Source organism: Pseudomonas beijingensis, from assembly GCF_030687295.1.
GTDB lineage: Bacteria > Pseudomonadota > Gammaproteobacteria > Pseudomonadales > Pseudomonadaceae > Aquipseudomonas > Aquipseudomonas beijingensis.
The window spans coordinates 599,020-613,806 of the sequence record NZ_CP117425.1; the positions used below are offsets into that span (position 1 = coordinate 599,020).

15 protein-coding genes are annotated in these 14,787 nt (G+C 60.7%); 8 read left to right on the forward strand and 7 right to left on the reverse strand.

Annotated elements, in window-relative coordinates; genetic code table 11:
• Positions 1–52 precede the first annotated feature (52 nt).
• Complete coding sequence (locus PSH84_RS02740; RefSeq protein WP_305482253.1) at positions 53–904, reverse strand: MIP/aquaporin family protein; 852 nt, start codon at positions 902–904, stop codon at positions 53–55.
• A gap of 321 nt (positions 905–1,225) precedes the next feature.
• Between PSH84_RS02740 and ybaK the strand changes: the two genes are divergently transcribed.
• Positions 1,226–1,696 carry a Cys-tRNA(Pro) deacylase gene (ybaK, locus tag PSH84_RS02745; protein WP_122569356.1) on the forward strand — a complete coding sequence of 157 codons (471 nt, stop codon included), beginning with the start codon at positions 1,226–1,228 and terminating at the stop codon, positions 1,694–1,696.
• A 171-nt stretch (positions 1,697–1,867) separates the two neighbouring features.
• Complete coding sequence (locus PSH84_RS02750) at positions 1,868–2,656, forward strand: PhzF family phenazine biosynthesis protein (protein ID WP_122569355.1); 789 nt, start codon at positions 1,868–1,870, stop codon at positions 2,654–2,656.
• A gap of 107 nt (positions 2,657–2,763) precedes the next feature.
• Here the strand turns inward: PSH84_RS02750 and PSH84_RS02755 are convergent, their stop codons facing one another.
• Positions 2,764–3,873: an ABC transporter ATP-binding protein gene (locus PSH84_RS02755; RefSeq protein WP_305482254.1), complete on the reverse strand. Its 1,110-nt coding sequence runs from the start codon at positions 3,871–3,873 to the stop codon at positions 2,764–2,766.
• On the reverse strand, positions 3,870–4,790 hold the full coding sequence (gene argF / locus PSH84_RS02760) for an ornithine carbamoyltransferase (RefSeq protein WP_122569353.1): 921 nt from the start codon (positions 4,788–4,790) through the stop codon (positions 3,870–3,872). The genes PSH84_RS02755 and argF overlap by 4 nt, the downstream gene beginning before the upstream one ends.
• 402 nt (positions 4,791–5,192) lie before the next feature.
• Here argF and plzR point away from each other — a divergent pair, with 402 nt between their 5' ends.
• From plzR to grxD, 3 genes are all read left to right on the forward strand, one after another.
• Positions 5,193–5,480, forward strand: coding sequence for a PlzR type 4 pili assembly inhibitor (gene plzR, locus PSH84_RS02765; RefSeq protein WP_122569352.1), 288 nt, complete (start codon positions 5,193–5,195; stop codon positions 5,478–5,480).
• A 131-nt stretch (positions 5,481–5,611) separates the two neighbouring features.
• Positions 5,612–7,720 (forward strand): molybdopterin oxidoreductase family protein, encoded by a 2,109-nt coding sequence (locus PSH84_RS02770; RefSeq protein ID WP_305468212.1) that lies wholly within the window; start codon positions 5,612–5,614, stop codon positions 7,718–7,720.
• A gap of 89 nt (positions 7,721–7,809) precedes the next feature.
• Positions 7,810–8,151, forward strand: a complete 342-nt coding sequence (grxD, locus tag PSH84_RS02775) for a Grx4 family monothiol glutaredoxin (protein WP_003204956.1) — start codon at positions 7,810–7,812, stop codon at positions 8,149–8,151.
• A gap of 230 nt (positions 8,152–8,381) precedes the next feature.
• Here the strand turns inward: grxD and bfr are convergent, their stop codons facing one another.
• Together bfr and PSH84_RS02785 are read right to left on the reverse strand one after the other, a co-directional pair.
• Entirely contained in the window at positions 8,382–8,855 is a 474-nt protein-coding gene (gene bfr / locus PSH84_RS02780; protein WP_122569350.1) for a bacterioferritin, read from the reverse strand.
• A 198-nt stretch (positions 8,856–9,053) separates the two neighbouring features.
• A complete protein-coding gene (locus PSH84_RS02785) occupies positions 9,054–9,272 on the reverse strand; it encodes a bacterioferritin-associated ferredoxin (protein ID WP_003178704.1) in 219 nt (72 codons plus the stop codon).
• Between the two features lie 314 nt (positions 9,273–9,586).
• Here PSH84_RS02785 and PSH84_RS02790 point away from each other — a divergent pair, with 314 nt between their 5' ends.
• Positions 9,587–10,189, forward strand: coding sequence for a peroxiredoxin (locus PSH84_RS02790; protein ID WP_122569349.1), 603 nt, complete (start codon positions 9,587–9,589; stop codon positions 10,187–10,189).
• Positions 10,190–10,415: 226 nt separating this feature from the next.
• Here PSH84_RS02790 and rnt read toward each other — a convergent pair whose 3' ends face one another.
• Both rnt and pyrC read right to left on the reverse strand, forming a co-directional pair.
• Complete coding sequence (gene rnt / locus PSH84_RS02795) at positions 10,416–11,093, reverse strand: ribonuclease T (protein WP_003204947.1); 678 nt, start codon at positions 11,091–11,093, stop codon at positions 10,416–10,418.
• A complete protein-coding gene (pyrC, locus tag PSH84_RS02800) occupies positions 11,090–12,136 on the reverse strand; it encodes a dihydroorotase (RefSeq protein WP_305482255.1) in 1,047 nt (348 codons plus the stop codon). The genes rnt and pyrC overlap by 4 nt, the downstream gene beginning before the upstream one ends.
• A 192-nt stretch (positions 12,137–12,328) precedes the next feature.
• Here pyrC and PSH84_RS02805 point away from each other — a divergent pair, with 192 nt between their 5' ends.
• Complete coding sequence (locus PSH84_RS02805) at positions 12,329–13,309, forward strand: flagellar protein MotY (RefSeq protein ID WP_122569346.1); 981 nt, start codon at positions 12,329–12,331, stop codon at positions 13,307–13,309.
• A gap of 127 nt (positions 13,310–13,436) precedes the next feature.
• Entirely contained in the window at positions 13,437–14,654 is a 1,218-nt protein-coding gene (locus PSH84_RS02810; protein ID WP_003204943.1) for an argininosuccinate synthase, read from the forward strand.
• Positions 14,655–14,787 lie beyond the last annotated feature (133 nt).

The window sequence follows — 14,787 nt, forward strand, 5'->3', positions numbered from 1 at the left end:
AGGAAAGAAGCCACGGCGCAGGCCGCAATGGCAGGAGCCTGCGCCGACTGTTTCAGGACGTTCTGGGCTTGCCATCAATGGCCGGTTTTGCATCCTTTGTAGCAGTTATGGCGCTGGGCAGGTGGCGGGCAATCAACCCACGATAAGCCGCAGCACCGAGGCATGCACCCACGATAGGGGCAAAAATCGGAACCAGGAAGTACGGGATGTCGCGTCCACCCGTGAGGGAAATTTCACCCCAGCCTGCGAAGAAAGTCATCAGTTTAGGACCGAAGTCCCGCGCCGGGTTCATCGCAAAGCCCGTCAGCGGCCCCATGGAGCTGCCGATCACGGCAATCAGCAGGCCGATCAGCAAAGGCGCCAGTGGGCCACGGGGCAAGCCATTGTTGTCATCGGTCAGGGACATGATCACGCCCATCAGGATGGCGGTGATGATCGCTTCCACGAGGAAGGCCTGGCCAGTGGACAGTGCCGCGTGCGGGTAGGTGGAGAACACCGAGGCCAATTCGAGGCTCGCTTCGGTGCCGCGAATCATGTGCCGGGACTGTTCGAAATCGAAGAATAGATTGCTGTACAGCGTATAGACCAGGAGAGCGCCGCAGAAGGCGCCGGTCACTTGGGAAATGATGTAGAAAGGCAGTTTGCGCTTTTCGAAGTCAGTGAACAGGCACAGGGCGATGCTGACGGCGGGGTTGAGGTGGGCGCCGGAAACGCCTGCGCTCAGGTAGATTGCCATGCTGACGCCGACGCCCCAGATGAGGCTGATTTCCCACAAGCCGAAACTCGCACCCGCGACCTTGAGCGCCGCAACGCAGCCGGTGCCGAAAAAGATCAGCCGGCCCGTTCCCAGGAACTCGGCCAGGCATTGGCTGGACAGGGACGGCTGTTGTAAAGCAATTGTCATTCAAACCTCGGTTTTTGTTTTTTTGCAGCGCGCTCGATACAGCTCGATTGCGCGACCTCCACCGAGGCAGGATCCCCATCCTGATCTCGGGTTGCAGCTTGAGACATGCAATGTGACTTTCAGTTTCGAAAAAATATAGACAAGAAACGCTGGTGTCAAAGGTCGAAAGTGAACCACTGGTCACATTTCAACTATTCGCAGTGTGAATGACTCTCCCGTTGCCGGCGCGTCACCGGTGCTGGCAGCGCAGTCCCGAAGCCTTTTCACAGGCGATGGCTTAGAATCCGCTCACTCTTTTTGATTTCCTTGTCAGGAGCGGTCATGACACCCGCGTTGGATCTGCTTAAGAAAGTGCGCGCCGAACATCGCATCCACAGTTATGAACACGATCCCAAGGCTGCGTCCTATGGCTTGGAGGCGGCGGAAAAGCTCGGGCTGGATCCGGCGCAGGTGTTCAAGACACTGTTGGCGGCCAGTGAAAAAGGTGAGTTGTTGGTGGCGGTAGTGCCTGTGGCCGGGAGCCTGGATTTGAAAGGCCTGGCCCATGCCGCCGGGGTGAAGAAAGTCGAGATGGCCGACCCGGCCGCCGCGCAGCGTTCGACCGGTTATTTGCTCGGCGGTATCAGCCCGCTGGGGCAGAAGAAGCGCCTGCGCACTTTTATCGACAGCTCCGCACAGCCACTCGCCACCCTGTTCGTCAGTGCAGGAAGGCGCGGGTTGGAAGTCGAGTTGGCGCCTTCGGTATTGAAGGAGCACACCGGAGCGGTGTTTGCTGATATCGGGCGGGCTTGATAGCAGGGTGGCTGCGCGCAGCCAAGCGGGAGCAAGCTCCCTCGCCACAGGGGCATAAGGCCTGGTCAGTGTTTTTATCCGGCGCTGTAGGGTGAAAATTCTGCTGATCTGTCACTGGATAAGCCGTGCCGCTGCACTGCATGCTGGCGCATCAAAAAAAGGAGAAGTGCCATGCAGCTTGCGTTTCATCAGGTCGATGCGTTCAGTGACCGGCCGTTCGGCGGTAACCCGGCGATGGTCTATCGGCTCGACGGCTGGCTGGCCGACGACTTGATGCAGAAGATCGCCGCCGAACATAACCTGGCTGAAACCGCGTTCCTGGTACGTGAAGGCCAGCATTGGCATATCCGCTGGTTCACCCCCACCACCGAAGTGCCGCTGTGTGGACACGCCACACTGGCCAGCGCTTATGTGCTGTTCGAGGTCTATCACGAAACCGTCGAGCGCCTGGATTTCATCTGCCGCTCCGGTTCGTTGAGCGTGACACGTGAAGGTGATCGGCTGTGGCTGGATTTTCCGGCCGTCGTGCCGGCCGAGTTGGGCGCCTCCCTGGCAGTGCAGAGTGCCTTGGGCGTCGAGGCGGTGGATGTGCTGAGTTCCAACGAACTGTTCGTGGTGCTGGAGTCGGAGCAGGCAGTGCTCGATTGCAAGCCGGACATGGCGGCCTTGGCGAAACTGCCCTGGCCCGGCGCTATCGTCACCGCGCCGGGGAGCAAGCATGATTTTGTCTCGCGCTATTTTGCCCCGGCGATCGGCATCAACGAAGACCCGGTGACCGGCTCGACCCATTGCAGCCTGATTCCCTATTGGTCCAAGCGCCTGGGCAAGCACGGACTGACGGCTTATCAATGCTCGGCCAGGGGCGGGGCGTTGTTTTGCCGGTTGGAGGGGGAGCGGGTGAAGATTGGCGGGAATGCGACGTTGGTGGCCAGTGGGACGTTGATGCTGGGGGCACACTGACCTTTTGTGGGAGCGGGCTTGCTCGCGAAGGCGGTGTGTCAGCCACATTGATGTTGAATGTGCTGCCCTCTTCGCGAGCAAGCCCGCTCCCACAGTGGATCGTGTTATCAGCTGGCGGTGCTGTAACGCCGCACGCCGCTGTCCACCGGCGGGAGGTGCGCCGCGGTGCTGCCTGAGGCCTGGAACAACACCAGGTGTTCAGCTGCCACGCGGATGCCGACTCTGTCCCCGACCTGATGGTCGGCATGGCTGGGGAAGATCGATTCCAGTTGCGCGCCGGTGGGCAGTTGCAGGCGATACAAGGTTGAAGCACCCAGGAAAGTCTTGCCAACGATGCTGGCGGTGAGCGGGCTGTCCGGTGCGTAGACGATATCGTCTGGTCGCAGCAGCACGTCCACCGCACCGCCGATGGGCCAGGTGTAGGCCCGGTTGCCACGCAGGATGCCCAGCTCGGTCTGTACCGATTCCGGGCTATCGAGCTGGCCGCGAATGAAGTAACCCTGACCAACGAAACTGGCGACGAATGGCGTCAGCGGTTCGTGATACAGGTTGTAGGGCGTGTCCCACTGTTCCAGGCGACCTTCCCTGAATACGCCGACATGGTCACTCACGGCGAAGGCTTCTTCCTGATCGTGGGTGACCAGGATCGCGCTGGTGCCGCGGGCCTTGAGGATGTCCCGCACTTCATGGCTGAGCTTGCGGCGCAGCTCTCCATCGAGGTTGGAAAATGGCTCATCGAGCAACAGCAACTGCGGCTCCGGCGCCAATGCACGGGCCAGGGCCACGCGCTGCTGTTGGCCGCCGGACAGTTCATGGGGAAAACGCTTGCCCAGGTGTTTCAGGTTGACCAGTTCCAGCAATTCTTCGACGACGCGGTCCTTGTTCGGATGTTTGCGAATGCCAAAGGCAATGTTCTGGGCCACGCTCAGGTGGGGGAACAGGGCGTAGTCCTGGAACACCATGCCGATGCGGCGTTTTTCCGGGGCGAGGGTGAAACCGGCGCGGGAGATGGTTTCCCCGGCCAGTTGGATCTCACCCTCGTGCACCGGTTCGAAGCCGGCAATGGCGCGCAAGGTCGTGGTCTTGCCGCACCCGGACGAACCGAGCAGGCAACCGATATCACCGGCATTGAGGTGCAGGTTCAGGTTCTGCACGACCCGTTGATCCTGATAACCGCAGGCCAGGTTGTGCAAGTTCAGCAGCAGGGCGTGGCTCATGCGTGGTGATACGCCGGCTCGACCAGGAATTCGAGCAAGGCCTTTTGCGCATGCAGGCGATTCTCGGCCTGGTCCCAGGCTACCGAACGCGGGTCATCCAGCAAGTCCATGCTGATCTCCTCGCCACGGTGGGCCGGCAGGCAGTGCATGAACAGCACCTCGGCATCCGCCAGGTCGAGCAGGGCCCGGTTGACCTGCAGTGGCGCGAACAACTTGAGGCGCCTGGCGGTTTCTTCTTCCTGGCCCATGGAGGTCCAGACGTCGGTGCTCACCAGGTGCGCACCGGCCACGGCCTGTTTCGGGTCACGGACGATGGACACCCGGTCTCCGGCCTTGGCCAGCAACTCGGCATTGGGGTCAAAACCTTCGGGGCAGGCAATGCGCAACTGGAAGTCGAACTGCATCGCCGCTTCTATATAGCTGTTGCACATGTTGTTGCCATCGCCGATCCAGGCCACGGTCTTGCCTTGGATCGAGCCACGGTGCTCGAGGAAGGTCTGCATGTCGGCCAGCAACTGGCAGGGGTGCAGGTCGTCGGACAGGCCGTTGATCACCGGTACGCGGGAATGAGCCGCGAACTCGGTCAGGGTGCTGTGGGCAAAGGTACGGATCATCATCGCGTCCAGCATGCTCGACATGACGATGGCGCAATCGCTGATGGGTTCGCCACGGCCCAGTTGGGTGTCGCGGGGCGACAGGAAGATCGCCTGGCCGCCCAGCTGGATCATGCCGGCTTCGAAAGAGATGCGCGTGCGGGTCGATGACTTCTCGAAGATCATCCCCAACACGCGGTTTTTCAAGGGCTCGAACAGTACGCCGCGGTTACGCAGGTCCTTGAGCTCCACGCCTCGACGGATCACGCCGAGCAACTCATCGGGCGTGAAATCCATCAGGGAGAGAAAGTGCCTTGCGCTCATGATTGACTACCTTTTGTAACTGACCGCAGATGCTCAAAGCCTTGTTTAATGAAAAAACGGGCGAGACCTGCGGCAAAAGCCGCACGGGGCGACGAAATAGGGGAAGGCGCGATCTTATAATTAAATGTCGCGTCTTACCAATAGGGCTACGGTTTTTGGGGATTTCAGCGAAGCCATCACGCGTATGCGATGGCGCATTTGAGGCCGGTTTCCTGACAGCAGCAGCCCATTTGTACACTGGCGTTGCTCAGCTTGGCAATCAAGCGCAGCGGGCGCGCAGTGGCGGAGGGTCGGTTTATCCCGTGTCAGCCGATCTTTGCGCCTGTCTGCTGGCGACTGTGAAACATTTCCTAATGCAAAGGCCTGGGTTATAAATGAGCCTCAGCGGCACAGGAGCCCGAAATGGATTCGAAAGAGCAACAATTGATGGAATTGCTGGGGCTGACCGCACGCTCGCTGACGCATCTGACAGCTTCGGTGACGTCCATGTCATTCGAATTGCTGCGCAGCGATGACGAAGTGACCAAGGCCGCCGGCCGCCGGATGATCGATCGCATGGCCACGATCAGCAGCGGCCTGGACGAGCATTGGCGATTGATTGGCGAGCTGACCGGTGTCCCCATTACCCAGGAGCAGGTGGAAACCGTCGAGGAAATCCAACTGCTGGCACCGCCGATCGACCAGCCTTGACGGCATGTCATCGGTGGGCCTGATGCCCGGCGATTCACAGGACGAACGTCGCTGGCGCTGCCGGGAATCACGCGCCATAGTTTTGTTCCCGCGGCCGAAAGTGCCCGCCACGAATAAAACAGAGACTGGCCATGACCAAGACTCTCCACCACCGTGCGTGCCATCTGTGTGAAGCCATCTGTGGCTTGACCCTCGAAACCACCGAAACCGACGGCCAGGGCCTGGCGATCACCTCGATCAAGGGCGATGCGCTGGACACCTTCAGTCGCGGTCACATCTGCCCCAAGGCGGTGGCCCTGCAAGATATCCAGAACGATCCAGATCGCCTGCGCCACCCCATGCAGCGCATCGGCAACGAATGGCACCCCATCGCCTGGGACGATGCCTTTGCGTTGGTGGCCGAGCGCCTGGCGGATATCCAGGCGCGCCACGGCCAGAACGCGGTGGCGGTCTACCAGGGCAACCCCAGCGTGCATAACTATGGGCTGATGACCCACAGCAATTATTTCCTGGGCCTGTTGAAGACCCGCAGCCGTTTCTCGGCGACCTCGGTGGACCAACTGCCCCATCACCTGACCAGCCACCTGATGTACGGCCACGGTTTGCTCCTGCCGATTCCGGACATCGACCACACCGACTTCATGCTGATCCTGGGCGGCAACCCATTGGCCTCCAACGGCAGCATCATGACCGTGCCAGATGTGGAGAAGCGCCTCAAGGCGATCCAGGCCCGGGGCGGCAAAGTGGTGGTGGTCGATCCGCGCCGCAGCGAAACGGCGGCCATTGCCGACCAGCATGTCTTTGTACGCCCGGGTGGCGATGCCGCGCTGCTGTTTGGCTTGCTCAACACCCTGTTCAGCGAGGGCCTGACCCGTGACAGCCATCTGCCGGTGGACGGCCTGGACGAGGTGCGCGCGGCCGTAGCTTCTTTCACGGCGCAAGCGATGAGCCCGCTCTGTGCGGTGCCGGCAGCGCAGATCCGGCAATTGGCCCGAGACTTCGCCGCCGCGCCGTCAGCGGTGTGCTACGGGCGCATGGGGGTGTCGACCCAGGCGTTCGGCACGCTCTGCCACTGGCTGATCCAGGTGATCAACCTGGTGACCGGCAATCTTGATCGAGTGGGCGGTGCTTTGTGCACCGAGCCGGCGGTGGATCTGGTAGCCACCACCTCGGGCGGGCATTTCAATCGCTGGCAGAGCCGGGTGTCCGGGCGTCCCGAGTACGCAGGGGAGCTGCCGGTGTCGGCCCTGGCCGAGGAGATGCTGACCGAGGGCGAAGGCCAGATTCGTGCGCTGGTCACCGTGGCCGGCAACCCGGTGCTGTCGACACCCAACGGGCGGCAGTTGGAGCAAGCCCTGGATGGGTTGGAGTTCATGGTCAGTGTCGATTTGTACATCAACGAAACCACCCGTTACGCCGACCTGATCCTGCCCTCGACCTCGGCCCTGGAAAACGATCACTACGACACCACGTTCAACCTGTTCGCGGTGCGCAACGTGACCCGCTTCAACCGGGCGATCCTGCCCAAGCCTGAGGGGGCGCTGCACGATTGGGAAATTTTCGTCGGCCTGGCGAAGGCCTTTGCTGCCCGGACCGGCAAGGAACTCAAGCCGACCATGCCGCCGGCGCAGATGATCGACTTTGGTCTGCGCAACGGGGCGTATGGCGACGCCTCGCCGCACAAGCTGTCCCTGGCGACCTTGTTCGACCATCCCCATGGCGTCGACCTCGGCGCACTCAAGCCCAACCTGGCTCCGCGCCTGAAAACCGAAAGCCAGCGGGTACAGGCCGCGCCGGCGGTGATTCTCGCCGACCTGGCGCGTTTTGCCGCGTTGCAGGCGCCAGAACCGGATGAGCTGCTGATGATTGGCCGCCGCCATGTGCGCAGCAATAACTCCTGGATGCATAACTTCCATCGGCTGGTGAAGGGCAAGCCGCGTCATCAATTGCTGATGCACCCGGACGACCTCGCCTCTCGCGGTCTTGCCGACGGGCAGCGGGTGACGGTCAGTTCGCGAGTGGGGGCCATCGAAGTCGAGGTGCTGGGCAGCCTGGACATGATGAAAGGCGTGGTCAGCTTGCCCCACGGCTGGGGTCATGCCCGGCCGGGCGTGCAGATGACCATTGCCAGCGGACAGCCAGGCTCCAGCGCCAATGACCTGACCGATGATCGCCAGCTCGACGAGTTGTCCGGCAACGCGGCGCTCAACGGTGTACCGGTGAAGGTGGCGGCTGCGTAAAATTGTCTCTGAGCAGCACGTTCTGCTTTCCGTTACAATGCGCCACCGTGTCGACAACTGACGTCGCAAAGTTTAAGCCGAGGTGCTCCGTGGATATCATCGAAACGATTAAAGACCAGATTGCCAACAACACCATCCTGCTTTACATGAAAGGCTCGCCGAACGCACCACAGTGCGGCTTCTCGGCCAAGGCCGCTCAGGCTGTGATGGCGTGTGGCGAGAAGTTTGCCTACGTGGACATCCTGCAGAACCCGGAAATCCGCGCCAACCTGCCCAAGTACGCCAACTGGCCAACCTTCCCGCAACTGTGGGTGGGCGGCGAGCTGATCGGCGGTAGCGACATCATGACCGAGATGGCCGCTGACGGCTCTCTGCAGGCCACGATCAAGGAAGCGGTAGAAAAAGCTGCGGCGAACAAGACTGAAGCCTGATTCATGGAAGTCTGTTCACCCCATAGGTTGTGGTGAACACGAAACCTTGTGGGAGCGAGCTTGCTCGCGATAGCGGTGTGTCAGTCAGCAGTTTTTTACCTGAACCACCGCTATCGCGAGCAAGCTCGCTCCCACAGTGGTTTTGGGTAGGGCCTGGGGAAAACAGGCAATAAAAAGCCCCGCCTCTCGAAAGAGGGCGGGGCTTTTTAGTGGCTTGCTTACGGGGAAGGTTACTCTTCACCCATCTGCGATTGCAGGTAGTTCTCAAGACCAACTTTGTCGATCAGGCCCAGTTGGGTTTCCAGCCAGTCGATGTGCTCTTCCTCGGATTCGAGGATGTCTTCCAGCAGTTCACGGCTGCCGAAGTCGCCAACGCTTTCGCAATGGGCGATGGCGGCCTTCAGGTCGGCGTGGCCGGTGCGCTCGATGCGCAGGTCGCACTCAAGCATTTCCTTGGTGTGTTCGCCGATGTGCAGCTTGCCCAGGTCCTGGACGTTCGGCAGGCCTTCGAGAAACAGGATGCGCTTGATCAGCTTGTCCGCGTGTTTCATCTCGTCGATGGACTCGTGGTACTCGTGCTTGCCCAGCTTGTTCAGGCCCCAATCCTCGTACATGCGCGCATGCAGGAAGTATTGGTTGATCGCGACCAGCTCATTGGCAAGGATCTTGTTGAGATGCTGGATGACTGTAATGTCGCCTTTCATGATGAGGCCTGCCCTGTAATAGCTGTGTATAGGGCGGAGTTTGAGCCGCGTATTTATCGGTGTCAAACCTAAGTTATTGAATAATAAATGAAAATTAATCGGAATAAGAATGTTTGTGTTCCGCGTCTGTACGCTAAGCATTTGATTTACAGGCATAAAAAAACCGGACATTGAGTCCGGTTCCTTGAAAAGCTGTCTTTACGCGGCCGTAAATTCTACCGGGTAGGGGATCGAGGCCTGTGCCGTTTGCACTTTGGCGAGGGTTTCACGCACCACTTCCTTGGCCAGGCAGGCACATTTGCCGCATTGGCTGGCTACGCCGGTGGCCTGGCGGACTTCGCGATAGCTGCAGCAACCTTCATAGATCGCTTCGCGGATTTGTCCGTCGGTGACGCCAGTGCAGAGGCATACATACATAAGTGAGAACCGTCGCTGGTTGTGACTCAATTGAGACGGATCTTAATGTTAACGAGAATGATTGTCAAAGTGGTTTCTCAACGTCTTGCGCCAGAGCGATGCCAGGCTGACGAACGGTTTCTTTCCAGATAACGAAGGTGGAACGTAGCGGGGCGGGGAATTTTCGATACCACCGAAAAACGGTTGAAGACAGCCCAAATCCGCGGTGTATGATGGTCGGCCCTTGCAAGCGGGTTCGTGTCACAGGGCTGTCTCCTGAGGGTGGCAGGCTGGCCCGGACCTTGTTTTCACGCTATTACATCAGGAGATATCCAATGAGCGTACTCGTAGGCAAACAAGCCCCAGACTTTACCGTTCCAGCCGTCCTCGGCAACGGCGAAATCGTCGACAGCTTCACCCTGTCCTCGGCCATCAAAGGCAAATACGGCCTGGTGTTCTTCTATCCGCTGGACTTCACCTTCGTCTGCCCGTCCGAGCTGATCGCACTGGATCACCGCATGGATGATTTCAAGGCGCGCAACGTTGAAGTGGTTGCTGTTTCGATCGACTCGCACTTCACTCACAACGCCTGGCGCAACACCCCGATCAACAATGGCGGTATCGGTCAGGTGAAATACACCATGGCTGCCGACATGAAGCACGAAATCGCCAAGGCCTATGACGTTGAGTCCGAAGGCGGCGTGGCCTTCCGTGGCGCGTTCCTGATCGACGACAAGGGCGTTGTCCGTTCGCAGATCATCAACGACCTGCCGCTGGGCCGTAACATGGAAGAGCTGATCCGTCTGGTCGATGCGCTGCAATTCCACGAAGAGCACGGCGAAGTCTGCCCGGCCAACTGGAAAAAAGGCGACAAGGGCATGAACGCGTCGCCTGAAGGCGTGGCCGCTTACCTGAGCGAGAACGGCGACAAGCTGTAAGCGCACACCCAGGCATAAAAAAACCGGCCCTCGATGGGCCGGTTTTTTTATGGGTGTTTCAAGCCAGATCATCGGCTGAAACACAGCACCCTGTGGCGAGGGGATTTATCTGTGGGAGCAAGGCTTGCCCGCGATGGCGGCGATGCGGTCTTCCAAAAAACCAGTCGCCTGTGTCGCGAGCAAGCTTTGCTCCCACAGAGTGGCGCCGCCACAATGGCTCTGCTCTTTAGTCGTCGAAATCCTGCCAGCCACCCATCTCTTTCCACCGGTTGACGATGCCGCAGAACAGCTCGGCGGTCTTCTCGGTGTCGTAGCGGGCCGAGTGGGCTTCACGGCCATCGAAATCGATGTCGGCCGCCTGGCACGCCTTGGCCAGGACGGTCTGGCCATACGCCAGGCCAGCCAGGGTCGCGGTGTCGAAGCTGGAGAACGGGTGGAACGGGTTGCGCTTCATGTCCAGGCGCGCGACGGCGGCGTTGAGGAAGCCCAGGTCGAAGCTGCTGTTGTGGCCAACCAGGATCGCCCGCTTGCAACCGTTGGCCTTGAGCGCCTTGCGCACGCCACGGAAGATGTCGGTCAGGGCCGTTTCTTCGCTGACCGCCATGCGCAACGGGTGATCGAGCTTGATCCCGGTGAACTCCAGGGCCGCCGCTTCGACGTTGGCGCCTTCGAACGGTTCGACCCGGAAGAAATAGGTGTGGTCAGGGAACACAAAGCCTTTTTCGTCCATGCCGATGGTGGTCGCGGCGATTTCCAGCAAGGCGTCGGTGGCGGAATTGAAACCACCGGTTTCTACATCGACGACCACCGGCAGGTAGCCACGGAACCGCGCGGCCATGGGGTGACGGGCGCCGCCCGAACCACCGTTGCCGTCCAGTTCGTCGTCGAAATGATCTTCACTCACGCGTTTTCCTCCAGCAGGCGCCAGCGCAGTTTTTCACCGGCGCGCAGCGGGATGACGGTCTGCTCGCCGAAGGGCAGGCTGACGGGGGCGGTCCATTCGTCACGGACCAGGGTAATACGATCGGTGTTCACCGGCAGGCCATAGAAACTCGGGCCGTGCAGGCTGGCGAAGCCTTCGAGCTTGTCCAGCGCGTCGCGCTGCTCGAACGCCTCGGCGTACATCTCGATGGCGGCATAGGCGGTGTAGCAGCCGGCGCAACCGCAGGCCGCTTCCTTGGCGTGCTGGGCGTGGGGCGCCGAGTCGGTGCCGAGGAAAAACTTGGCGCTACCGCTGGTGGCGGCGTCCAGCAAGGCTTCCTGGTGGGTATTGCGCTTGAGGATCGGCAGGCAATAGAAGTGCGGCCGGATCCCGCCCACCAGCATGTGGTTGCGGTTGTACAGCAGGTGATGGGCGGTAATGGTCGCGCCGACGTTGGCTGGGGCCTCGTTGACGAACTGCACGGCATCGCCGGTGGTGATGTGTTCGAACACCACCTTGAGGGTCGGGAAACGTTCCACGACGCGGCGCATGTGCTCGTCGATGAAGATCTTCTCGCGGTCGAACACGTCGACGTCGCCCCGGGTGACTTCACCATGGATCAACAACGGCATGCCGACTTCGGCCATGGCCTCCAGCGCCGGGAAGATCTTGTCGATGCTGGTGACACCGGAATCGGAGTTGGTGGTCGCGCCGGCGGGGTACAGCTTGGCGGCATGGACAAAACCGCTGGCCTTGGCGTCGCGAATCTCTTCGGGCTGGGTGCGGTCGGTGAGGTAAAGCACCATCAGCGGTTCGAAGTGGCTGCCAGCCGGGCGCGCGGCGAGGATCCGCTGGCGATAGCCATCGGCTTCGGCGGCGTTGCGCACGGGCGGAACCAGGTTAGGCATGATGATTGCGCGCCCGAAGGTGCGCGCGACATCGGCGACGGTATGGGTCAACACAGCACCATCGCGAAGATGAATATGCCAGTCGTCGGGACGCAGCAGGGTCAGGCGGTCGGACATTGGGGGGCTTCCAGGCGGGTCAAACTCTGGGGAATGCTACCGGAAAAGACCGATTCAGGCACCCGCTATCAAGTTCTGCCACAACTTACCGATAGCTCCTACAGGTGTGCCACGAATCCGTGCAGTGCCCCGGACAGGCGTCATGCCCTCAAGCATGCGTCGATCTTTGTATAAAAGTCAGTGGAGCCTCCCGTGCGCCAGCGTTATCTAGCCTTGCTCAGTGTGTTTGCCAGCCTTCCCGCCATGGCGCTCACTTTCCAGACCCGTCTGGAGAGCATTGAGTGGACGGTCGAAGGCGACAAGTTCGAGTGCCGGCTGAGCCAGCCGATCACCGATTTCGGCAGCGGCGAATTCGTGCGCCGGGCGGGCGAACAGGCCACGTTCCGCCTCAAGAGCCATAACCCGATGCTGGGCGGCGGTTCTGCCACGTTGCTGGCGGCCGCCGCACCGTGGCAACCGGGGCGCGGCGACATTAACCTGGGGTCGGTCAGGATCGGCAGTGGCGACGTGTTGTTCAACAGCTCCCAGGTTCAGGCCGGGCGCTTGATCAGTGGGCTGATGGAGGGTCGCAGCCCTGTGGTGCGGCGTAACACCGAGGATGGACGGGTTTCGGAAGTCCGATTGTTGCCGGTGCGCTTCAATAAGGCCTTTAGTGACTATCAAGGCTGCGTGGCGAAACTGTTACCAAAGAATTTCGAGCAGATTAAGCAAACTCAAATCGGTTTCCCCGGCGAAGGGGTCGAGCTCGATGCTCAGGCCAAGGCCCAGTTGCAGGTGATGCTCGACTTCATCAAGGCCGACCCGAGCGTCAATCGTGTCGAGCTCGACGGTCACTCTGACAATAGCGGCAACCGCCTGACCAACCGTGAGCTGTCGCGCCGCCGGGCCCTGGCGGTCCAGGACTTCTTCAAGGCCAATGGTTTTCAGGAGTCACAGATCACACTGCGGTTCCATGGCGAGCGTTATCCCCTGGTGTCCAATACCAACGCCGCCAACCGGGCCAAGAACCGTCGCGTGGTCGTGCGCCTGGAGCGTGGGGCGCCGGGTGAAGCTCCGGCACCAGCACCGCAGCCAGCGCCCGCTGCGGCTCCAGCCAAGGTCCCGGCGCCGACTGCCGCGCCGGCCAAGGCACCGATCTCCACGCCCGCTTCCACCGCTGCGCGGACGTCCTGAGCCGGATTGGTCGTCGCGCGCTCGACATAATCTGTCGCTTCGTCGTCATAAGCTGTCGCGCCCCTGTAAATTATCCGCGCTGGACGTTAGACTTCCCGGCTTTCCGTACAACCCGTGGAGTGATGGCATGGCGGACGTAAACAAGGTCGTTCTGGCGTATTCCGGCGGCCTGGACACTTCGGTGATCCTCAAGTGGCTGCAGGACACTTATAACTGCGAAGTGGTGACCTTCACCGCAGACCTGGGGCAGGGCGAAGAAGTCGAACCTGCACGCGCCAAGGCTCAGGCCATGGGCGTCAAAGAGATCTACATCGATGACCTGCGCGAAGAGTTCGTCCGCGACTTCGTGTTCCCGATGTTCCGCGCCAACACCGTTTATGAAGGCGAGTACCTGCTGGGTACGTCCATCGCCCGTCCGTTGATCGCCAAGCGCCTGATCGAAATCGCCAACGAAACCGGCGCTGACGCCATTTCCCACGGCGCCACCGGCAAAGGCAACGACCAGGTGCGTTTCGAGCTGGGCGCCTACGCCCTCAAGCCGGGCGTGAAAGTCATTGCACCGTGGCGTGAATGGGACCTGTTGTCCCGTGAAAAACTGATGGACTACGCCGAGAAGCACGCGATCCCGATCGAGCGCCACGGCAAGAAGAAATCCCCGTACTCGATGGATGCCAACCTGCTGCACATCTCCTATGAAGGCGGCGTGCTGGAAGACACCTGGACCGAGCACGAAGAAGACATGTGGCGTTGGACCGTCTCCCCGGAGAAGGCCCCAGACACCCCGCAATACCTGGAGCTGACCTATCGCAATGGCGATATCGTTGCGCTGGACGGCGTGGAAATGAGCCCGGCCACCGTGCTGGCGACCCTGAACCGCATCGGCGGCGAACACGGCATCGGTCGCCTGGACATCGTCGAGAACCGTTATGTCGGCATGAAGTCCCGCGGCTGCTATGAAACCCCGGGGGGCACCATCATGCTGCGCGCCCACCGGGCGATCGAATCGATCACCCTGGACCGCGAAGTGGCCCACCTCAAGGACGAGTTGATGCCCAAGTACGCCAGCCTGATCTACACCGGCTACTGGTGGAGCCCTGAGCGTCTGATGCTGCAGCAAATGATCGACGCCTCCCAGGCTCATGTGAATGGCGTGGTACGCCTGAAGCTGTACAAGGGCAACGTGATCGTCACCGGGCGTAAGTCCGACGAGTCGCTGTTCGATGCCAACATCGCGACCTTCGAAGAAGACGGCGGTGCCTACAACCAGGCCGACGCGGCCGGCTTCATCAAGCTCAACGCCCTGCGCATGCGCATCGCGGCGAACAAGGGTCGCAAGCTGTTCTGATCCTGGCTATCAAAAAAACGGCCTGCCTTGAGCAGGCCGTTTTTTTTACCCCCCTTTTTACGCGTGCCGCAGCGTTGTACCTGATGGCTCATTCATCCTGCCCGTGGGCTGCAAGGTCTGCCTGGTTGTAGAT